The sequence below is a fragment of the Embleya sp. NPDC020630 genome (genome assembly GCF_044334985.1).
In the GTDB taxonomy this organism is placed as follows: domain Bacteria; phylum Actinomycetota; class Actinomycetes; order Streptomycetales; family Streptomycetaceae; genus Embleya.
Window position 1 is genome coordinate 45,391 of sequence record NZ_JBIRUB010000034.1, and the last position, 20,925, is coordinate 66,315.

Genomic DNA, 20,925 nt, shown 5'->3' on the forward strand with positions numbered 1-20,925 from the left:
CATCTTCCGGCCCGTGTGCTCGCGTGCCCGGGTCCGCCGGTGAGCTGTCGGCTGTCAGAACGGCGGGTCGTCGGCGTAACCGTCCCATTCCCCATCGCCGGGGTTTTCGCGTGCTGCGCGGGAACGGGCCCAGGTCTCACGGGCCTCGATGTCGTCGGGGCTCTCCAGAGCGCTGATGTCGCGGCCCCAGCTTTTGAGCGCGTCCAGCGCGCGATCGCGCATGTAGCGGTCGGTGCGGGTGGCGAGCAGGCGGCGGGTGCGCGCGGCGAGTTCGTCGTGGTGGCCGGTGAGGTCGGGGTGTTCCACGAGCGGGATGGCGGCGAGGACGGCGGCGTCGCACACGGCGGGGTCGTCCGCGTCGAGGAACGGCCGGACCGCGCGGAACAACCGGGGGCGAAGGTCCCGGAAGGCCTTCAGGTCCACATGGATGTCGAGGTAACGGCCTTGGCAGGCCCGGTTGCCGCAGGCCACGGTTTCGTCGTCGGCGTCGAACGCCGTGTCGTCCAGCCACTTCAGAAGGACCGCGCGAGTCGGCGGACGTGACGCGCCCACCTCTGCCGCGGTGTCGTCCTCGCCCGCCGCGACGACTGGATGATCCAGGATCGCGGCGACGAACCGCGCGACGGGCACGGTGGCTTCGTAGATGGTGTTCTGGTGCCCGATCAGCGCCTCCTCCGCGGCGGCCGCCCGGACCGCGGGGTCGGCGTCGAGGAGTCGCGTCAGCGCCTCGGGCAGGAACCCGCCGCTCCCTTGCGGGGCCATCAGGGAAGCCCAGTCGGTGTTCTCCAGGATCGCCCGGTGTTCGGGCAACCCCTCGGGCAGCCCGCTGTGGGTCACCGGTGGAGGCTACCGCGCCCGGGAGACACGCACCCCGGCCGCACGAAGGCAGAGGCGGCGCGGTCCAACCGCTCAAGAAGGCGGGCCGACTTGGGAAGCCTCGCCGGATACAACCATCCCCGCTCTCAAGACAGGATTCGCGCCGTTCACTTCTGCTGTCATACTCAAGTGCGCTTCGTTGATATCGTCTATTCTCGGGGTATGACGGACTCTCCCTTCAGGGACACAACGAAGGCGCTCGCTCAGCGCATGGACTACATCGCCATGCAGGTCGGTTGCGACAGGGCCCGCTCCCACAGTTGGTGGCGCAACGTCGTGGAATACGGCCCGTGGAAGGGCCCGCAGGGGCGCACCGGACCGCCAACCCCCGACGAATGGGACGGGATCGCGCAACTGTTCGGCACGACCCGGGACCAAGTGCGCGCGATGATCGCCGCCGACTGGTTCGGTGTTCAACCCGGCGCCGAGGTCTCGGCTCGTGTCATGAAGCTCGCGCCCCTGGTGGACAAACTGACCGAGAAGGAAGCCGAGGCACTGGCCGTCGTCATCCACAGCATGACTCTCCCGCTCCCTCGCAGCTTCATCAAAGCGCCGAAGAAGAAGTGACGCATCGGCCTTCCCGACGGCTCGCGGCACAGGCGCACATCGCTGGGGCGCGTTCGTGATCGGCCTGGGCGTCCGGATGGGCCGTCGGGGTGGTTACTCTCGGGTTCCGGGGAGTTCGAGCCACTTGGGGCAGTCGAGTTTCGCCTCGTACATTCCGTGCGGCGCGATCTTGAACACCCACGGCCCCGCGCGGTCCTTCAGGGCGGCGATCTTCGGCAGGTGCTCGCGAAAGAGTTTGATCGTGGTCGCGCTCGGCATGTTGTTGTTGGAGAAGACGACATACCGGGCAGCGTGGACGCAGATGGCCCGTCGCTCCAGGGGGTTGTACAGGATCTTGCCGTCGGCGCCGACGCATATGCGGCCTTCGGCGGAGGCGTCGCTCAGCCAGGTCGTGTCGCTGACCTTCTCCGCGGCCTTGATGCCATAGCGGTCGCCGATGGTGACGACGTCGGTGACCATCTCGCGCACGGCGGCGGCGAAGCGTTTGGAGTTGGTGCTGCGGTCGAGGAAGAGCCTGACGCTCGCCTGTTCGCTCACGCGGCGCCGCGCCGGACCCTCTCGGCCACCTCGGTGACCTGGTCGACGGGGAGGTCGAAGTCGTCGGCGACCTCGTCGATGTCCTCGCCGGCGGACAGGCGCCCGGTGACGACGTACAGGGGGGTGCCGGTGGCGGTGAAGTACGGGCGCCCGTAGTTGATGCCCAGTTCTGCGACGATCTCGGCGACCTCGTACTCCGGCAGGCTCACCAGCGACGCGTAGTCGTTCTCGTAGGTGATGCGCCGCAGGTAGCGGTCGACGACCTCACGGAAGACGTACTGGCCGTTCTTGAGGACGATGAGCTTGCGGGCCTGATCCCGAGCCTCCCGCTGGAGGTCGTCGTCCTCGCTCACCTCCCACAGCAGCTGCGCGCCGGCCACGTACAACCGCTGCGATGCCAACGCGTGCGCGACGCCGAGCTTGTCCCGGACCATCTCCAGCGCGGGCCTGATCTGTTGCATGCTCATCCCGGCCCGGCGCAGACCCGAGAGGAAGACTCCCTCGGCGAGGCCGACGAACGGGATGCTGGGCCCGGACGGGTGTTCCGGCGTCAGGCGCGTGATCATCGGATCGCGATGCACGACGCGCCCGCTCGGGAACGACCGGTCGTAGCCCTTGGCCCAGTCCTGCAGGGTCTTCTCCGGCATGTCGAGATACCGCGAGACCTCGGCCTGCGTGTAGAGGGGGATGTCGAACCGCGCGTCTGCCATCGCTGTGCTCCCCATGCCGGAAGAGTATCCACCCCCGTCGTGGAAGAGCTACGTTCCCGCCGGTTGGCTCCGACGAACCCCCGAAAAACGTCACGGCTCCGGGCCGGCACCGGGCGTTCGTTCCCGATGCGCCGCAAGAATGGCGGCCGCCATCACGCCCCGACGTCCTCGTTGACGCGCGGACTTACGCTCGCCGGATCCCGAGGCAGGCCGCGCGAACACCGAAGTCCGGTCAGCGCGTCGGCCCCGGGCACGCACGGGGCCCGTCAGTCGAGGCCCAGGTGTGCGGCCACGTCCTTGTACAGGGCGGCGACCTCCGGCGGCTCGGGGTGGCGGGCGGCGAAGAGGGCGCCCCGATGCGGCTTGCTCTTCGTCTCGTTGCAGACCTGCTCGAAGGTTTGGGGATCCAGGCGTTGCAGGTAGGCCTCCAGTTCACCGGACTTGCCGCCGTCGTGGCCGAACCCGTCGGCGAGGGTGAACACGCCGGCGGACTTCCAGTAGTCGTTCCAGGCGGTGAAGTCGTCCGCGTCGTCCGGCTGGTCGGGCGGTTGCAACCCTTGCCTGGCGAGTTGTTTGGCGAGTCCGCTGGTGCAACGCAGGGCCGGGCCGTCGGCGATGACGACCCAGGGGATGCCGAACGCGGTGAGGTAGTCGATGTAGCTGCCGAAGGCGTTGTCGCCTCCGACGTCCAGTAGTGGGACGTTGGCCGCCTCCGGCCCGGGCCGGTCGGCCGTGTTCCACCAATGTCCCAAGGCGCCGGTCTCGGTGGCGCCTTCGCACAGGATCACGGCGCGAGCGAACAGCAGCGCCCTGGTGTCGGCGGCGGCAAGGTTACGGATCCAGCGGGCCCGATCCGAGACGGACGCTGCCGGGGCGACGCGCCGGACAGTGGTCGCTCCATCCGGTCCCGGGGCGAGGCGGACGATGCGCTCGAGGTCGTCCGTCGTGGCCACCGGGACCAGGTCCGCGCTGTGGGTGATCAACAGGGCTTGCCCCGCACGCAGAGCGGTCGTGGCGATGCGTCGCTGCATGGTCGGATGCAACTGGACCGCCGGTTCATCCAGGACGATCACACGGCCGGGCCCGCCCGCGGTCAGGACCGCCAGCAGGACGGCCTCCTGCAGTCCAGCACCGCAGAACTCCGCACGACGTTCGCCCCGACCGGCGTCGATCATCACATCGACGACCATCCCGTCGGTTTCCGCGAAGGCCTGCACATCCAGGCGAGCCCCGGTGACGTCGTGGAACATCTCCCGGGCTCTGCGGAAGCCCTCGCGCTGCTCACGCGTACCGTTCTTCAACCGGTACAACCGGGCTGCGACGTTGCTGCCGTCGCTCAGGTCCAGAGGGCCCGCCAACTCCTCCAGGGAGAAACGTCGGCGCGCGGGCAGGCGCCGGTTGACGGTCACCGAGACACCCGCGGCCCAGATCTTCCCGATGACGGCGACGAACGGCACGGAATGCTGCTCGCCCAGCCGCAACGCCCGGGCGAGCGTAGCCATGGAGACGGACCGGGAGCGGACTCCGGCGTTCAGCGGGGGCACGTCGAACGTGATCGGATACTCGAGCTTGTCCAGGACACCCAGGAAGCCGTCCCCCGCAAGCGTGGGCATTTCCTCCACCGGGTCCATCGCAACGGCCTTCCAGCCCTTGGCTGCTCCGGGGAGGAGCGAACGTTGCAGGGGACCCTCCAACTGGATGTGGAAGGCGTTCTCGCCGTGATCGAACTGCCAGGCGCAGGACCAGCCGCCGGGTCGGTGGGAGTCGAAGTCCAACCGGAGCGTGCCGCGAAACAGCGCGGCGACCGACTCGGCGGTGATCGAGGTCTCGGCGCTCTGCTCGAAATCCTCGACGAAGGGGGGATCCCAACCCCCCGCGTCGGCCTCCCGGACGCCGTGGCTGACGCTGGAGGCCTGTACGAACGTGGTGACCAGGTCCCGTTCCCACGGTTGGTCCAACTCGAACGAGACCGTCAACGTGAAGGCGGAGGCCTCGTTGTGGCCTGCCTGCTCGTACAGGGACAGCAGATCGTGCTTCTCCGAGTCGCGATGGCGGCCCAGGAACGCGGACACGACGTCGAGTATCCGGCACAGGTTCGACTTGCCCGCGGCGTTCGGGCCGGTGACCACGGTCAGGTCCGGCCCCAGGTCGACGCTCACATCGGCGAAGGACAAGAAGTCCTGTGCCGTGATCCTGCTGATCCTCACCCCTGTGCCCCCGCCCGTCCGTTGGTTGTCGGCGAGGATCCTCCCAGAAGCTGCGGCATTCGGCCGCCGATGCGCCGGCTTTGGTCCGGGGCGGGTCCGTACCGCTGCGGGTGCGGCAGTCGACGATCCGATCTCTTGGTGTCGAGAGTCGCCCGTGGGTGTCGACGGCCGGGGCAACGCCGATGCGTTCGTGGGGGCGGTGTCGGTGTGTACGTCCTTTTGGGCGCCGCACGACACCCGGCCCGTCGCCGCGCGCCCCGAACCGCCATGGCGTTCACGGCAGTGTCGGCGGGTCCCACAGCGGCGCGTACTGCGGGTCGTGCGCGAAACGTGCGGCGGCCGAGCGCACCACCGCACAGGGGTACGGCTCTCGGCCGCCACGAGCGGAATGCGCTCGACGGTCGGCGAAACGATGCGCCATGATGTGCCGCCCCTTGCGGATCGACGACGGGAACGAAGCACCGATGGGCGACAAGTGGCATCTGACGCTGGGAACGGATCGAGAGATCCGGTGGGGGAAGAACCGCGTACCCGCGTTGCTGCTCACCGTCTTCCGCGAGGAGGACAAATACATGCACGAGCCCTACGCGATCGCCATCGACGAGTTCAATGCCCGACCCGACGACACCCCCGACCCGCAGGACGACCTTGACGAGGGAGCCCGCGACGAGACCGCTTTGAACCGATGGTCGGCTGACGACGACCCGGACGAGGGCGGCGAGGGGGACCATCCGGGCGGAATCTGGGAGGAGTTCGACTCCATACCTCGAACCGACCTGTACGGCTACGCCGCGCCTGTCGCGACGATCGTCACCCGTCTGGACCTGATGGGCTTCGACGCCTCACGCTGCACAGACGAGCTGCGGGAGTACTTCGAACTCTCCTACGAGCCCGGCAACGATCTCTACGACCTCGTCCACTCCTCCGACACTGCCCCCCTCACCTGTGCCGAACTGGTCGACATCGGACTGCGCGCATACCGTGACACCTGGGGTACGGACCCCCGCACCCGGGACCTGTCACGCCTGGAACAACTGTGCCTCGAAGTCTTCGACTTCGTCCGGGAACGCGAATACGAGCACGACCAGGACCCGCGCCTGCTCCTGGGCGCCCTCCTGCACGGGATCGACCCCACCACCCAACTGCGCCTGGACCTGTCCGACCTGCTGCACGCCGGCTACTACTTCGATCGACACGAGAAACTCTCCGCCACAGCCCTTGAGGAGCTTCAGGCCGCCGCGGAGAGCACGGGACCGATCATCGTGATCACCGAGGGCGTTTTCGACGTGGAGGTCCTCACCCGAGGACTGCGCCTCGTACGGCCCGACGTGGCCGGTTACTTCACGTTCCTGGACATGAAGCAGACGAACGCCGCGGGAGGCACCGACAGGGTCGTGGCGAACGTCAAGGCGTTCGCTGCGGCGGGCGTGATGAACCGGGTCGTCGCGCTGTTGGACAACGACGCGGCCGGACATGCCGCCGAGAGGCAACTCGCCAAGGTTGCGCTGCCCGACCGATTCCGCGTGCGCCGCCTGCCGTACCTGGACTACGCCCGCAACTACCCGACCCTGGGCCCCTCCACACCGTCCGGGTCCGGCGACGACGTCAACGGGCGGGCCTGCTCGGTGGAGTTCTACTTCGGCCTCGACTGCCTACGCGACCCCCACACGGGCACCCTCGTCGACGTCCGCTGGACCTCCTTCCTCCAAGGCGACGTCCGCGAGTATCAAGGCGAACTCGTCGACAAGAAGAACGTCCAGGACCGGATCAGAACCATGCTCACCGACGCCGAAGCGGGCATCACCCCACTGGACGACCGCTGGGACGCCCTGCGCGCCGTGGCCCGAACTCTCGTCGACGCCGCCCGCGGCAAACCGCACCCCGCGCCGAACCGCGCCACGACGCAACGATGAACGAACCATCCCGATGCCCCGGGCACGGTGAGGCGCCCCCGACATGACGGCAGCCCCCGAGCCGCCGACTCTGCCGCCCAGGGGAGATGAGCCCCCACCGACCGCGAACCTGTGCCTGGCCCACAGCCGCAAGTCCGGAGCCACCGCTGGGCGGACACCCGGAGCCGCCGGATACGAACCGATCCCACCTGTCCGAGGATTCGTTGCACGCGGAAGCCGGCCGTGGGCTACTGTGCTGCCCACGGCGACGCGCTCGCCGATTGCTGCAGCCGCTCGTGCGTCCCACGCCGCCTCAGGCACTCCGCAGCGAAGGTCCCCGGGGGCCCGCGCAGATCGTCATCCTGCTGTTCCCACTTCGCAGGAGCGCGCGGTCTTGCGTGGGGACCGGACGTTCCGAGCCGAGGAGCACAGAATGACCGAGAACCAGCGGGACGAGAAAACCCTCAAGGACCGCGCGAAAGAGATCCACAAAGCCACCGGCCTGGGCCACCAGAAGGTGCTGGAGTTGCTCCGGGCCGGCGACACCTGGCGGGACCGGCTCGCGACCCCCAACCCCAGCAAGCGCGACGTCGAACTCGCCGCCCGGATCGCCGTCGCCCGTGCGTTCAACGGCCGGGTCGACGGCCGACGCGTGGTGGATGCCACGGTGGATGAACGCTCGGGCCTGGCCCTCGCGATCGCGGCCCGACACGAGCGCGATCGCGGCTACGAGGCGATGCTCGACGGCCTGCGCGGCGGGTTCGACCCGTCCTGGGATTTCATTGTCCTGGTCCGGTTCGCCCCGAACGGCAGCATGGTGGTCGCGCAGATGCTCGACGACACCCAAGTGGCCGCCTACCGGGCCGCACGGCTGCCCCGACACGATCGACTGGCCTTCAACGAAACCTCGTTCCACCGCCCGGACGGCACGCAGTACGGCACGGACATCAGAGGAGACGCCCGACGGTTCCTGAACTGGCCGGCGGCGCTGCCCCTCCCCTGAACTCCAAGCCCCACCGGCCGCGCACCCCGCCGATAGAGGACCGGGGTGCGCGGCACCGAGCACACCACTCCCGAACGCCCGCCACCAGCCCGGGGTCACCCTTGCCGCAGCGCCCCGCTCAGCCGATCGGGAGTGCGGCGGTGAACGCGACGGCCGTGGCGCGCAGACGGGCTTCGGGCATGGCGCCGGCGAGTGCGCGGGCGGCCATGTCGACACCCACGGAGCGCGGCGCACCGAACAACGCGCGCAGGTGCGCCAGCCCGGCAGCGGCGGCGGTGGCGCTGTCGCCATGCTCGAGGATGCGCGCCGCGCGGGCGGCGACGTCACCCGGATCGGAGGCGATCATGACCTGGAGGACGTCGCTGGCGTCCTTGTCCCGCAACCGCCCCGGAGTGCCCAGGCGTTCGGCTTCCCGGCCCGGGTGGGGCATGGTCGGCATGCCGCACGAATCGGAGGATTTCACCGGGAGGGGCGGGTCCTGTCGTTTCCGCCGGTCGCGGGTGTACACCGCCTGCGCGGGACGACCGGTCCGCGCCAGCCAGGCGCGGGGACGACGTCGCGTCTGCGGTCGGTCCGGTCGAGCGGCTTGGGCGACCGTGCCGCGGTGGTCTCCCGCGCCCCGGCGCGCCCCCTGGGAATCGATTACTCCGGGTGGAGCGCCTTCGTACCGACGACCCCCGCACGTACGTCGGCAGGCTGCCGTCAGTGTCGGGGTACCGCCCAGGCCGCACCGGGCGCCTTGTCGCACCACACCCGCTGCTCCCCGTCGGGCAGGACGTCGAGGCCGAAGGTGTCGAAGGCGGGACGTCCGTGCTCGTTCCACCACCCCCACGCTGTCTCGACCTCGTCCCAGACGCGGCGGGGTCCGTGTTGGCGGACGTGGAAGGTGTCGAGTTGGTGTCCGTCGTAGTCGACGCTCGCCCACGATGTCCCGGCGTCGTCGCCGACCCACAGCCGTGATCGCACGCCGGTCTCTTCGGGTTCGTCGTTCCAGTGGGTCCACAGTCCGGGCAGCAGCAGGCCCATGACGGCCTCGTCGTGGCGGTCGCCGCCCGCGACGGCCCACGGCGACAGCGTCGTGGTCGAGGTGTCGGGCCGGTGGTCGGGGCGGACGACGTCGGCGACGTCGGCGACGGGGGAGCGGTGGCCGCGCATGGCCATGAACGCCCCGCCGGGACCGAACCTCCCCCGGGCTCCGCCGTCTTCGCCGATGTCCAGGCGCAGGGTGCCGTAGGCGGTCCAGGCGGTGGCCCACGGGGTGACGATCCGCCCGCCGGGCGCGGTCTGCTCCAGCCACGCCCCGGGGACGCGGGTGACCGAGCAGGTGCATACGATCCGCCGGTACGGTCCGCCCGGCGCCCATCCCTGTTCGCCGTCGCCGGTGACCACGCGCGGCCGCAGATCGAGCGCCTCCAGGCGCCCGCTCGCGCCCGCGGCCAGGACCGGATCCACCTCCACGGTGACCACCCGATCGCCGCCGAGCCGGTGGGCCAGGAGCCCGGCGTTCCAGCCGGCGCCGGTGCCGATCTCCAACACCGTGTCGTCGACGGCCGGTTCGAGCGCGAGCAGCGTCGCGGCGACGATCGAGGGCTGCGACACCGACGACGACGGCCACGGCGTCTGCCCGGGCTCCCATGGCATTCCGTCGCGCACCTGCACGACCACGGGGACGTCCGCGTAGGCCGCGTCCCACCACCGCGCCGGATCCTCCCTGCGGTCCACCCGCTCGTGCCCGAGGCCGTCCGCGGTGCGCAGCCAGATCACGTCGGGCAGGAACGCGTGCCGCGGCACCCCCGCGAACGCCTCGCGCCAGGGCCCGGGCAGATCCCCGACGACGTCCTCGACGCGGCGGAGCAGGCCCCGGGGGGCCTGCTCCGTATCCGCGGCCGCGATGTCGGTGTCGACCGCCATGTCACTCACTTCTTCGTGGGGGTGCCGGGGTTCGGTGGTTTGTCCGGTGGGATCGTTGGTGGGATCGGCCGGCCGGGATGGTTCCCGTCGTCGGTGCTGGGATCGCGATGCTCGCCCATGCGCGTCTCCTTCCCGCTGCTCCTCGGCAACCTGCTTCACGGTCCGTCACAGTCCGTACGGACACGGATACGCCTCTACCGTAAGACTCCGCCACCCCGCCGGGGAATCCCCATCACGAACACGGACCCGCCCGGCCCCTGCGCCCCAAGCCACGGGCCGTCGCGTCCCGGCACCACATGCCGCGCTCGGCGAGCAGCCGCTCTCGTCCCTTCTCAAGCGCTTCCCGCCCGGCGCGTAGGTTGTCGATCCGCGTGCCCAGCCCGCCGGTCCGCCCCGGCCGCAACGGCCTCCACGCGCCCACAAAGCACATCGCGGAATCCTTCGTGTTCGCGGTAGGCGACGGCGGCCAAAAAGAGGCGCCCCGCCCTCGCGAAATCACCCATCGCGTCCCTTCGGCCCGCCCGCGCCGCCCTCACCGGCCCGTCTCACCCCGCCGCTGCGCCGTTGTCGTCTACCGCGCTGCGCTGAGCGCGCGTGCGCCCGTCGCCTTCGAGCCGATCGGCTCCCCCGGCACGCTCAACCCTTTAGCTCCGGTGGGGGAGGTGGTGATAGAAGTCGGGCATGGAACAAGCGGATGCGGTCTCGCGGTCTGGCCCGGCGGCTGCCGGGGACCGCGAACCGGCTGAGATCTCAGTCGAGTTGGCGATGGCGCTCACCCGGCAGGGAGCCGAAGGCGAGCGCGCGTTGGAGCTCCTTCGCGACGCCCGCCGTCTGCTGGCGGAGCCGCAGAACCTCGCGTTGCCTGCCGTTCTCGCGGAGGCCGCGTGTCGCCTTGCGATCGAGCTGCTCCTCAAAATCGCGGACGACAAGACAAGCACAGGTATCCAGGACGCAGCACAGGCCATGGTCGACGCGGTCGACGCGCACCTGAACGAAACCGACTCCGACGCTGATGGCGTCGCCCCAGCCGACCCACCCGTATCCACCCGCCGAGACGGCGCTCCCGCAGTGCCTTGGACGGAGACGCGCCTGCGTCACGCGCGCGACGGCCTGCAGGCGGAGATCGACGTCCCGGGTGGGTACCGCAACCGCCTCGCGCGGCGCCTGGCCGAGTCCGTGACCGGGCTGCCGGTGACGCCCGCTGGCGCGGAGGCCCTGCGGTTGTGGTCGAGCCTGTACTCCCGGGCGTCCGGTACGGTGCACGGCGGAACGGCGTCCGACCTGGCGGCGGTCGACCTGTTCGACGACGTCGTCCTGGCGGTCGGGGAAGTGTTTGTCCCCTTGCCGGCCCGCGCCGGTCGGGTGCTGGCGCTGGCTGCGGAACCGAACCCGACCCGGGAGCATGCGTACGAGATCCACGCGTGGTCCGACCCGCGCGCGATCACATACTTCTTCGCGTTCGCGGACAGTCCCGGCTGGCTCGGGCTGTTGCGCGACACGCTTTTGCTGCCGGCCGGGGACGCCTGGGACGCCAGGCCCTTCCTCGACCGCATCGCCCGGACCGATCCCGGGCCGGTCGCCGACTGGTTGCGCGCGCACTGGGACTCGCTCCGCAAGTCGGACCAGGTATGTGAAGCGGCGTGCCGAATCGCAGCACGCTGTGGCGTGGAGATGGCGGACCTGATCCGCGTCGTGGTCCGCGCGCAGGCGGCACGCGCGAACGACGCCGCCACCCGCGCCGGCGAAGGCGACGTTGCGAGGGCCAGGTCGCAGTGGATCATTCGCGCCGCCGCGGACTGGGCGCTCGCCGTTGCGGCCGACACACGCAACGGCGCCTGGGTCGCCACGGTCGAACCGCTCGTCGACGCCGCAGCCGACGACCGCCTCGACCACCACACCGGCCGCGCGCTGATCGCCGCACTGCGGACCACAGCCCACCCCGACGACACAGGCACGCCCGGCTCGTTGGCAAGCATCATCCGCAACGTCCTGCCGGGCTGCCTGGACCGCATGCACAACCTCGAGCGCAAGCCCCCGTCCATCGACTCCCCATCGCCGGACGCCCCGACACAGCCTCACCGGCCACACCGAGCCGCTCTGCACTTCGTGGACGACCTGCGCGTCGACCAGGACGCCGAGTACTCCTTCGCCCGCCCCCTGGCACACGCGATTCTCGCGCTGGCCCGCGCGGACGCGGCCGCCCACGTGTCCCTCGCCGACCGCACCGCCGCACTGCGCCGCAAGACCACCCTCGACGACGTCCGCGACCGGCTCTTGGCCGCCCACCTCGCGGACGTACCACCACCCGGCGGATCCGACGACGGCACAGCAGACACCGACACCTGGTGGGACACCGCGCTCGAAGTCATTCCCGGCGTCATGCCCTACGGCCAGATCCACCAGGACACCGCGGCCTTCCTACACACCGCCGTCGATCGGTGCCCCCCGGAACGGGAACCCGAGCTCGACCGGGCACTGACCGCCCTGATCGGCCCACCGCCCGACACACACCAACTCGCAGCCGGACAAGAACAACTCGCCGCCCTCACACGCCAAGAACCCGGCGCCCGCGCACCGGGCGAATGGCTCCATGCTTGGGACCTGCAAGCCCTCCTGCCTGACCGCATCCTCGCCGCGTGGCAGCCCGCCCTTTCCGCCCTCCGAGCGGTCACCGGCGGCCCACCGCCCGACCCCCGCCACACGAGCATCGTCACCGTGGTCGCCTACGACGCCGTACCCGAACAACTGCGCACCGACGCCGTCACCGCCGCGAACACCCACGGCCCCGAGCACGCCGCGCGCACCCTGGCGACCGCCGTCGACACGGCCCCGGACCATACCGAACACGCACAACGCCTTGTGCGCGAACTCGTCACCGCGGACGACCAGGTATGGGCGGCCGCACCCCGCACTGTGGCCGATGCCCTGCGCCACCGCAGCTTGATCGCCGCCTACCTCAACGAACTGCACGCCCGCCACAACAACCACCGCACCCTCCTGACCCCGGCCGCCCTCATGCAAGCCACCCTCGCCGGCCACGCCGCAGTCACCCGCCATCCGGACACCCTCGACCACGACAGCGACGGGCTCTTCAACACGACCTTCGCCCTGCTGCGTGCCGCGCAAGACGTCGACACCGACCCGGGCACCGACGGCGAGACCATGTCCACATGGCTACGCGAACTCGCGCGACACCGCACCGACGTACACTCCGAACCGCCCGAAGTCGGCGACGACGCCTGGGGCGCGGCCCTTTCCCACCCACCCAGTAGAGCCGCCTACGCCCTCATTACCGACACCTGCACCCGGCACGCCGGCCTGTCCACAGACCTGGCGGGCATCCTCGACGACATGCTCGCCGCCGCCGACCCGCGCCCGCACGCGATCATCGGCTACGCCCTGCCGATCCTGCACACTCGCGACCCCGACTGGGTCGAACTCCACCAACACGCCCTGCTCGCCCTGGCCCCCGGCACACCCTCACCCGCACGCAGCTGGCTGCGCCACGCCGGACCGTGCCCCGCCCTGCTCGCGCGGCTCGACCCCGACGAACTCCGCGCGGAACTCTGCGTGACCGACCCCGACCCCGTCCACCGCCGCCATGCGGACGGAGCACGCCACCAGGTGGCCCATGCCCTGGTCACCAACCCGGCGCTTCTCGGCGCCCCGGATACGTTCCTCACCGCCCTCGCCGCCCACGACGCAGGCCCCGATGCCGTGTCCCACCTGCTCGAGCTGTTGCCCAGGTTCGTGCCGGACGACCCCGACTGTCCTCAAGCCGAGCACGCCGCACGGATCTGGGGCGCGGTCCTGGACGCCGACGTTCCCGACCACGCACTGGCCGCCACCGGGGCGTTCGCCGCGCGTGGAACCCTCGACCCCCACACCTGGCTCGCCCTTGCGGCCCGCACCCGAGAACGCTTTGCCGAACCGGGCCCGTACGACGAGGACATCGCCGAACGCGCCGCCAGCCTCCCGGACAGCCCCGACGCCCTGCACCTACTCGTCGGACTACTCGAATCCGGCGATCTCCGCTCCCCGTGGCAAGTCGTTGCCATCCAGGGCCACGCGAAAAGATTTCTGAACGACAGCACCGACCTCCTGAGCACCGACGAACGAACCGTGCTGCGTGACGCCGTGATTGCCTCCGGAGACCTGGGAGCACGACTCGACCCCCCGCGTTGAGGGGTCGACGGACGCGACGAGTGCTCCGTCCCGGCTGTTTCTGGCTGCGCGGCCCGGGTTTCGGTGTCTTGCTCGGCCTTGTCTGGCCTGTGGTCTGTGGTTTTGCAGGATCTGGGATGGATGGTCGAATTCGTTGGGAAGACCCATAGGTGGGGGTTGGGGTTGTCTTGAGGGTGCTGATCCCCATGTGATGCGGTGATCACGTGCTGCGTGTCGCGATCGAGGTTCCCTTCAGGGAACGTGCCGGGCCGCCCGCGGCGTTCGCGGAGTGTGCGGCGAGGGATTCCGACGAGGGCTGGGGGACCGGATGGCGGGTGGGTACTCGCGGGGCGCGGTGGTGGAGGCGGTCGTGGTCCGTCACCGTCCCTTCGGGATGATGGTCGAGATGCCGAACGGCGAGGTCGGCCTGTTGGAGCCGGAGTACGCGGAGCCGGTGTGGCGGGACACGGACGGCTGGTACCCGGACGGGACGTGCCTTCGGGTCGTGGTCCTGGGCTACACCACGCCCGGCCCGGCGAGTCCCGTGCCCGCGCAACTGCGTCTGGCCTCCGCCCCGAACATCATCGAAGCCACCCGGAACCCGTAGGCGTGGGCGTTGGGGGCGACGCCGATGCCCCCTCTGCGTTGCACATCGGCTTCCGACATCGGATACCCCCGCCCTCCTGGCGTGGGTTCTGTTCGGTCGGAGGTCGGGCGGGTGGGCGTCAGTTCCAGGCGTCGGTGTGGGGGTCTTCTCCGAGCATTTCGGCTGCGGCGGTGCACAGTTCGATGCCGTAGATCTGGTTGCTGCCCCAGGCGGAGCCCCACAGGTCGGTCGCGGCCTGGGCGACGGCGCGGAAGGTGTACTCCTCGTCGACGCGCCATACGCGGACCTGGGCGGCCATCTCGGGTGTCATGGTCTCCGGGTCTGCGGGCTCGTGTGTCATGCCGCCGACCATAGGCGCACTGATCGGAAGGAGCCATCAGGTTACGTCCGGACCCGTCCGAGCGCTTCGGGCGAGGCTTTCACCGACTTCGGCTTCGCGGATTCAAGTGGAGGGCCGGACACGGAGCGGGTGGAGCGGGCAGACTGGAGGAATCGACCGACTCGGGAGGCGTGATGGCGGTGGAGGGCAGGCCCGCGACGATCGCGGAGATTCGTGAGCGGTTGGGGCCGGAGGAGCGTGTGGAGTTCGAGGAGCAGCTCGCGAACACCCCGTTCGATCAGCTCTACGCGAAGATCGTGTTGGAGTGGGCGTTGACTCCGGAGGAGCGCGCGGAGGATCGTGCGGTTCTGGAGCGGGTGCGCGCGGGGGACTTCTCCGGGTTGCGCAACCTCGACGGCACGCCGTTCGCGCCGTGAGTTACGTGGTGGCGTACGCGCCGGCCGCAGAGGTCGAGCTGAGGCGCCTGGGGCCCAATCGGTTGCGTGCGTTCGAGCGCGGCATGAGCGTGCTCGCCCGTGATCCGTACGGGCATGGGTCCGCTCCCGCCCGTGCGGGCTACGAGGACTGTCGCGATGCCACCGTCGCCGACGTGGTCATCCGTTACGAGGTCTCCAAGTCGGTTCTGCGTATCACCGTCGTTCGGGCCGCACCCAGCCCCTTCTGACGATCCGCCTTCGCGGTTCGGAAGCGATGGGATCCGGTTTTCCTGCCAAGCCTTCCTGTCTTGCTTTACGACTTTCGGGCCGGGTTGTGAGGCTCGGCGAGGTGGCCCCGACGTGTTCGGTGGTGCGCGTCGTGTCGGCCCGGCACGGTGGCCCGGACGAGGCCTCGCTGCGGTTCGCCACCCACGAGATGTGTTCGACCAGTGCCCACCCGCTTACCGCACCCACGACGTGCTGCGCGCGTTTCCGCTGGTCCTGGCGAGGATGGCCCGACAACACGTCGCGGCCGCGCTCGCCGCGGCCCGGGACGGCTACGCCGGCGCCCGCGTCGAGTTGCGCGGCGCGGTGCCGGTGCACGGCATGGACGGTGTCCTGCGGACGTACGAGCACGAGGGATCCCGCGCCGCGGTCGCCGAACGCGCGGTGCGCCTGGTGGAGCGGGCGTTGGCCGGTGAGCGGTGGTCCGCCAGGCCGCGCCCGACAGACCCGCCCGACTAGCGGTTCGGATCATCCCCTCACGCCGCGCGCTGCATGCACGAGGTCGTCCCCGGTGGTGTGGGACCCCGGGGGGAGTGGCACGGGATGGTCCGACGCCGTCGGGGAGATGCGGGCCGTCGCCGTCTACGTCGCCGGCCCCGCGCCGGTGGCGGCGTCGAGGGCGTACACGCTGTGGTCCCTGCCGCTGACGTACACCACGCCGTCCGCCACCGTGGGGGACGAATCGACCCAGTCGCCGGTGGTGTAGCCCCATTTCCTGGTGCCGGTCGCGGCGTCGAGGGCGTACATGTTCCTGTCCCTGCTGCCGACGTACACCACGCCGCCGGCCACGGTCGGGGACGAATCGACGATGTCGCCGGTGCTGTAGGACCACTTGCCGGTGCCCGTGGCGGCGTCGAGGGCGTACACGCTTTTGTCGTAGCTGCCGATGTAGACCACGCCGTCGGCCACGGTCGGGGACGAATCGACCGGGTCGCCGGTGGTGTAGGACCATCTCCTGTTGCCCGTGGCGGCGTCGAGGGCGTACACGCTGTGGTCCCTGCCGCCGATGTACACCACGCCGTCCGCCACCGTGGGGGACGAATCGACCCAGTCGCCGGTGGCGAACGACCATTTGTATGTTCCGGTGGCGGCGTCGAGGGCGTACACGCTGTGGTCCCTGCTGCCGACATACACCACGCCGTCCGCCACGGCCGGGGACGAATCGACCCAGCCGCCGGTGGTGTAGACCCATTTCCTGGTGCCGGTGGCGGCGTCGAGGGCGTACACGTTCTTGTCCCTGCTGCCGACGTACACCACCCCGTCCACCACCGCCGGGGACGAGACGACGAAGTCGCCGGTGGTGTAGGACCATTTCCTGGTGCCCGTTGCGGTGTCGAGGGCGTACACGTTCTTGTCGTAGCTGCCGATGTACACCACGCCGCCGACCACGGCCGGGGAGGAATAGACCGCGTCGCCGGTGGCGAACGACCATTTCCTGGTGCCGGTGGCGGCGTCGAGGGCGTACACGTTCTTGTCGTAGCCGCCGATGTACACCACGCCGCCCACCACGGCCGGAGACGTATAGACCCTTTCGCCGGTGGTGAAGCGCCATGGTCGGACGGTCGCGGCGACCGCGGCGGTTCCGGGAGGCGACGTCGCCGGTGGTGTCCGCGGGCCGGCGGACGGGTTCGTCCGGTGCGCCGCCGTGTCGTCGCCGGTGTGGGTGAGGGCGATGGTGATGCCGGTTGTGGCGGCGGCCGCGGTTCCGGCGGCGATCCACAGGAACCGGCGTCGCCCGAGCGAGGCGGGCCCCGCCCCGTCCCCGCCGACGCCGGTGTCGCGTCGAGCGGTGGCGGGTGCCGGTTCGGGGGCGGCGGTCGGTGTGCCGTCGACCGGTTCGCCGGCCGGTGTGGGCGGGGGCGGTGGCGGGGTGGGTGCCCGGGTGCGTGTGGGTGCCTGTGCGAGGGCGGTGTCGGTGTGTGGTTCGTGTGGCGTCGGTTCCGGGTCCGGCTCGGGGTGGGGGTCGGGTGCGGCGGGGGTCACCGCCGCCGGCAGGCCGTCCGGCGGGACCGGGGGTTCGGATGCGACCCGGTCGGGCGTGTGGATGTCGCGTAGGCGTGTGTGTAGCTCGTCGGCGGTGGCGGGTCGGTCGTCGGGGTCCTTGGCGAGCAGGGCGAGGACGAGGTCGTCGAGCCGGGCGGGTACACCCGCGCGGTGTTCGCCGGGCCGGTCGGGGGTCCTGCGGAGGTGGGCGTTCATCATCGCCACGGGGCTGGTGGCCTCGAACGGCACCGTGCCGGTGAGGAGTTCGTTCAGGACGCAGCCCAGGGAGTACAGGTCCGAGCGGGCGTCGCCGGGGTGTTCGTCCAATCGTTCCGGGGGCATGTAGGCCAGGGTGCCGATGACCTTGCTGGACCGATGCGTGGATTCCACGAACCGGGCGATCCCGAAGTCGAGGACCTTGATGCGCCCGTCCGTCGAGAGCATCAGGTTCGCGGGCTTCAGGTCCCGGTGGACGATCCCCGCGGCGTGCGCCCGGGACAGCGCCGCGGCGACCTGCCCGGCCCACTCGACGGCGACGTCGACCGGCGGCGGCCCGTCCTCGCACAACACCGTCGCCAGATCCCGGCCCTCGACGAACTCCATCACCAGGAACAACGACCCGTCCGACTCGTCCCGGCCCAGATCGTGCACCGTCACCACCCCCGGATGGTGCAGGGCCCCGGCCGTGCGGGCCTCGCGCAGGAACAACGCCGCCCCGGCCGTGTCCCCCGGCGCGTGCGGCAGCAGTTTGACCGCGACCCGCCGCGCGATCACCCGGTCGCGGCCCTCCCACACCTCCCCCATCCCGCCCCGGCCCACGAACCGCACCAACTCGTACCGCCCCGCCAACACCCGCACGACCACCCACCTCCCCGGACCGGCGCCCCCACAGCGCCGCGTCCCAACGTGCCATCGCCGATCCCGTCGACACCCGCGAGTGACCGAATCGTGTTCATCGGTCGCCGTCGGGAGGTGACCGTGCGAGGCGTACGCAACGCACGGCCGAGTCGCGCGTTCTCGTGCCGAACCACACTGCGGATGTACGAGCACGAGGGTTCCCGCGCCGCGGTCGCCGAGCGCGTCGTGGGCCTGGTGGAGCGGGCGCTGGCTGGCGAGCGGTGGCCCGCCCGGCCGGCCCCGACCGACCCGGCCGGCTAGCGGTTCGGGTCGTCCCCGCGCGCGGCCCGCACCGCCCGCACCAACTCGTCCCGGCCGGTCGGGCGGGGCGTGTCGTCGTCCGGGTCGCCGGCGACGATCCACCGCCGGTCCGCGATCTCGGCCGTGACCCGCTCGGCGGCCCGCGCCACCGTCGCGGTGTCGTCGGGGGAGCCGTGCGAGGAGATGCCGTGCCACTCCCCGGGGTCCCACACCACCAGGACCTCGCCCAGGTGCACGGCGCAGCCGAGCGCGCTGTCCTCGGCGCCGCCGCACGCGGCCACCCACCCCAGGAGCAACTCGTCCGCGTCGTCGACCGGCCCGTCGCACTCGTGCGACGACCGCGCGCCTAACGGACACCGCCCCCCGCAGGTCGGCCCGGTCTCGTCGTGCTCCCGGTCCTCGATGTGCTCGGCCACGCCGGGCCCCCTCGCGGTAGACGGAGCCCACATCCTCACCCGGCCGCCGCCGGCGGCGCGGGCGTTCGAGCAATCCGCCACCCGACGAACACCGCCACACCCCACCGTCCGATCGACCCGGTCAGGTCCGCGAGGGTAGGCGCGTATTCGTCAGGTTCGCGTCGGTCAGGTCCGCGTCGTTCAGCCACGCGTTCGTCAGGTTCGCGCCCGCTAGGTTCGCGCCGCGCAGGTCCGCGCCGGGTAGGTTCGCGCTGTTCAGGTTTGCGCCGGCCAGCTTCGCGCGGGTCAGGTCCGCGCGGTGCAGGTTCGCGTCGGGCAGGTTCGCATCGGTCATGTTCGCGCGGTGCAGGTTTGCGCGGGTCAGGTCCGCGCGGGTCAGGTTCGCGCCGCGCAGCTCCGCGCCGTGCAAATGTGCGCCGGCCAAGTTCGTGCCGTCCAGGTCCGCGCCGCGCAGGTTCGTGTGGTTCAGGTCCGCGCCGCGCAGGTCCGCGCCGTGCAAATGTGCGCCGGCCAGGTTCGCGCTGTTCAGGTGCGCGCCGGCCAGGTTGGCGCCGCGCAGGTGGAGGTGGGACAGGTCCACCAGGGACCCGGCGGGTTTCAGGAGTGCGAGGGCGCCCAGTGCGGTCTGCACGTCCGGGGCGGGATGGTCGGGCGCGTCGTCCGCTCCGGTGGCGGGGGCGCGGTCGCGGAGGAACGCGACGAGGATCCGCGTGATGTGGTCCGTCTGTTCCGGGGCGTCCTGGACGATCTGCTCCAACGCGAACACCCCGCCGCAGCGCACGTAGGGCAGATCCGATCCCAACCGCTCCAGCGCGTTGGTGAACCGCTCGGTCACCTGACCCCGACGATTCAGCCTGCTCCGTCCCGGCTGTTTTGAAAGTTCTTGTCGGTTGATCATGTGTTGAGCAGTGTGTTTGCAAGATCTGGGATTTTGGATCTTGGGTGCATGGCCTGGGTTTTGCGTCTTGTTCGGCTTTGGTCTGGCTTGTGGCCTGTGGTTTTGCAGGATTTGGGACGGGTGGTCGGTTCCGTTGGGAAAACCTGTGGCCGGGGGGCGGGCTTGTTTCGGCGGGTGAGGCCTGGGGCGTCCGATCGGCGGGTCCTGGCCGCGGTTGAGGCGAACCGGTTGTCGCTGCTGTGGGGCCTGTCGAGTTTTCCTGTCTGGTTTTCCTTACGACTTTCAGGTGGGGTTGTCGGTCTGACGTCTGAGCCTGTCGATGGCGCTATGTGGTGTTGTGTCGGTCGGTTGGGTGGTTGTGTGGCGGGTCTGGGTGTGAGGGCCGCAGGAGGGCGTCTGGGTGGCTTGTCGGATCTTGTGGCGGTTGCCGGCGCGGGCCTTGTGGTGGCCGGTGAAGGCTGGTTCGATACGTGCTGCGGGTCGGTGCCGGTTCGTTCGCCGGGTGTGGTGGTGGGGCCGCGGAGCGGGCCGGGTTCGGTGTCCGGGTGGGGTCCGTGGATTTCCCCGGATCGTACCCGGTTCAGGTTTTGATGCAGACCTTGGCCGTGGCGTGGTGTGCACCTATATTGGAAGTGGCCGGCCCGATGGTGAAGTCGCCTGTTTCCAATGTTGGTTGGCGGTGTTGGTTCCAAGTCGCGTGATGTGGCGGGGTGTTGGTTTGCTCCCGGGGATCGGTTCCCGGCCCCTCCAGCCCCGGAATGAGCGCAGCCCCGGATGCAAACCCCGGTGCTGCCAGCGCAGTTCCCGAGTGATGAGGTCGGCAGTCGGAGGTGTCCGGCACGGTGGGCAATCGCGTAGCGATTGCGTGTTGGTTGGATGTGACGGAGTCACTTCCAACCAACACTTCTTGCGACCCGTAGGGTCGCGCGTCGTGTCTGCGGAGCAGACCGCGCGC

General features: G+C 70.4%; 18 protein-coding genes. 8 read left to right on the forward strand and 10 right to left on the reverse strand.

All coding sequences use genetic code 11. The features are described 5' to 3' along the window. Positions 1–54: 54 nt before the first annotated feature. On the reverse strand, positions 55–837 hold the full coding sequence (locus ACH4XV_RS45675; protein ID WP_395800058.1) for a hypothetical protein: 783 nt from the start codon (positions 835–837) through the stop codon (positions 55–57). A 249-nt stretch (positions 838–1,086) separates the two neighbouring features. On the opposite strand from ACH4XV_RS45675, the gene ACH4XV_RS45680 reads away from it, so the two are divergent. Then, complete coding sequence (locus tag ACH4XV_RS45680; protein WP_395800059.1) at positions 1,087–1,443, forward strand: hypothetical protein; 357 nt, start codon at positions 1,087–1,089, stop codon at positions 1,441–1,443. A 93-nt stretch (positions 1,444–1,536) separates the two neighbouring features. On the opposite strand, the gene ACH4XV_RS45685 is transcribed toward ACH4XV_RS45680, so the two are convergent. The 3 genes from ACH4XV_RS45685 to ACH4XV_RS45695 all read right to left on the reverse strand — a co-directional run bounded on the left by ACH4XV_RS45685 (position 1,537) and on the right by ACH4XV_RS45695 (position 4,897). Continuing rightward, on the reverse strand, positions 1,537–1,980 hold the full coding sequence (locus ACH4XV_RS45685; RefSeq protein WP_395800061.1) for a hypothetical protein: 444 nt from the start codon (positions 1,978–1,980) through the stop codon (positions 1,537–1,539). Beyond that, on the reverse strand, positions 1,977–2,690 hold the full coding sequence (locus tag ACH4XV_RS45690; RefSeq protein WP_395800063.1) for a DUF433 domain-containing protein: 714 nt from the start codon (positions 2,688–2,690) through the stop codon (positions 1,977–1,979). The genes ACH4XV_RS45685 and ACH4XV_RS45690 overlap by 4 nt, the downstream gene beginning before the upstream one ends. Positions 2,691–2,956: 266 nt before the next feature. After that, entirely contained in the window at positions 2,957–4,897 is a 1,941-nt protein-coding gene (locus ACH4XV_RS45695; protein ID WP_395800065.1) for a TOPRIM nucleotidyl transferase/hydrolase domain-containing protein, read from the reverse strand. A 464-nt stretch (positions 4,898–5,361) separates the two neighbouring features. Here ACH4XV_RS45695 and ACH4XV_RS45700 point away from each other — a divergent pair, with 464 nt between their 5' ends. Continuing rightward, entirely contained in the window at positions 5,362–6,810 is a 1,449-nt protein-coding gene (locus tag ACH4XV_RS45700; protein ID WP_395800067.1) for a hypothetical protein, read from the forward strand. 412 nt (positions 6,811–7,222) lie between these two features. After that, a complete protein-coding gene (locus tag ACH4XV_RS45705) occupies positions 7,223–7,792 on the forward strand; it encodes a hypothetical protein (RefSeq protein ID WP_395800069.1) in 570 nt (189 codons plus the stop codon). Positions 7,793–7,910: 118 nt separating this feature from the next. On the opposite strand, the gene ACH4XV_RS45710 is transcribed toward ACH4XV_RS45705, so the two are convergent. Both ACH4XV_RS45710 and ACH4XV_RS45715 read right to left on the reverse strand, forming a co-directional pair. Beyond that, on the reverse strand, positions 7,911–8,231 hold the full coding sequence (locus ACH4XV_RS45710; protein WP_395800071.1) for a hypothetical protein: 321 nt from the start codon (positions 8,229–8,231) through the stop codon (positions 7,911–7,913). A gap of 263 nt (positions 8,232–8,494) precedes the next feature. After that, entirely contained in the window at positions 8,495–9,703 is a 1,209-nt protein-coding gene (locus tag ACH4XV_RS45715; RefSeq protein WP_395800073.1) for a methyltransferase, read from the reverse strand. A 681-nt stretch (positions 9,704–10,384) separates the two neighbouring features. Between ACH4XV_RS45715 and ACH4XV_RS45720 the strand changes: the two genes are divergently transcribed. Continuing rightward, positions 10,385–13,888 carry a hypothetical protein gene (locus ACH4XV_RS45720; protein WP_395800075.1) on the forward strand — a complete coding sequence of 1,168 codons (3,504 nt, stop codon included), beginning with the start codon at positions 10,385–10,387 and terminating at the stop codon, positions 13,886–13,888. A gap of 349 nt (positions 13,889–14,237) precedes the next feature. After that, positions 14,238–14,474 carry a hypothetical protein gene (locus tag ACH4XV_RS45725; RefSeq protein WP_395800077.1) on the forward strand — a complete coding sequence of 79 codons (237 nt, stop codon included), beginning with the start codon at positions 14,238–14,240 and terminating at the stop codon, positions 14,472–14,474. 118 nt (positions 14,475–14,592) lie between these two features. On the opposite strand, the gene ACH4XV_RS45730 is transcribed toward ACH4XV_RS45725, so the two are convergent. After that, positions 14,593–14,814 carry a hypothetical protein gene (locus tag ACH4XV_RS45730; protein ID WP_395800079.1) on the reverse strand — a complete coding sequence of 74 codons (222 nt, stop codon included), beginning with the start codon at positions 14,812–14,814 and terminating at the stop codon, positions 14,593–14,595. Positions 14,815–14,987: 173 nt separating this feature from the next. Between ACH4XV_RS45730 and ACH4XV_RS45735 the strand changes: the two genes are divergently transcribed. The 3 genes from ACH4XV_RS45735 (at position 14,988) to ACH4XV_RS45745 (ending at position 15,974) form a co-directional block, all read left to right on the forward strand. Then, positions 14,988–15,230 (forward strand): hypothetical protein, encoded by a 243-nt coding sequence (locus ACH4XV_RS45735; RefSeq protein WP_395800081.1) that lies wholly within the window; start codon positions 14,988–14,990, stop codon positions 15,228–15,230. Next, the gene (locus tag ACH4XV_RS45740) at positions 15,227–15,478 is read left to right on the forward strand and encodes a type II toxin-antitoxin system RelE/ParE family toxin (RefSeq protein WP_395800083.1); all 252 of its coding nucleotides are present in this window, start codon (positions 15,227–15,229) and stop codon (positions 15,476–15,478) included. The genes ACH4XV_RS45735 and ACH4XV_RS45740 overlap by 4 nt, the downstream gene beginning before the upstream one ends. Before the next feature lie 190 nt (positions 15,479–15,668). Beyond that, a complete protein-coding gene (locus ACH4XV_RS45745; protein ID WP_395800085.1) occupies positions 15,669–15,974 on the forward strand; it encodes a hypothetical protein in 306 nt (101 codons plus the stop codon). A 123-nt stretch (positions 15,975–16,097) separates the two neighbouring features. Here ACH4XV_RS45745 and ACH4XV_RS45750 read toward each other — a convergent pair whose 3' ends face one another. From ACH4XV_RS45750 to ACH4XV_RS45760, 3 genes are all read right to left on the reverse strand, one after another. Continuing rightward, positions 16,098–18,356, reverse strand: a complete 2,259-nt coding sequence (locus ACH4XV_RS45750; protein ID WP_395800087.1) for a PQQ-binding-like beta-propeller repeat protein — start codon at positions 18,354–18,356, stop codon at positions 16,098–16,100. 296 nt (positions 18,357–18,652) lie between these two features. Beyond that, complete coding sequence (locus ACH4XV_RS45755; protein WP_395800089.1) at positions 18,653–19,072, reverse strand: hypothetical protein; 420 nt, start codon at positions 19,070–19,072, stop codon at positions 18,653–18,655. Positions 19,073–19,193: 121 nt separating this feature from the next. Continuing rightward, complete coding sequence (locus ACH4XV_RS45760; RefSeq protein ID WP_395800091.1) at positions 19,194–19,907, reverse strand: pentapeptide repeat-containing protein; 714 nt, start codon at positions 19,905–19,907, stop codon at positions 19,194–19,196. Positions 19,908–20,925 lie beyond the last annotated feature (1,018 nt).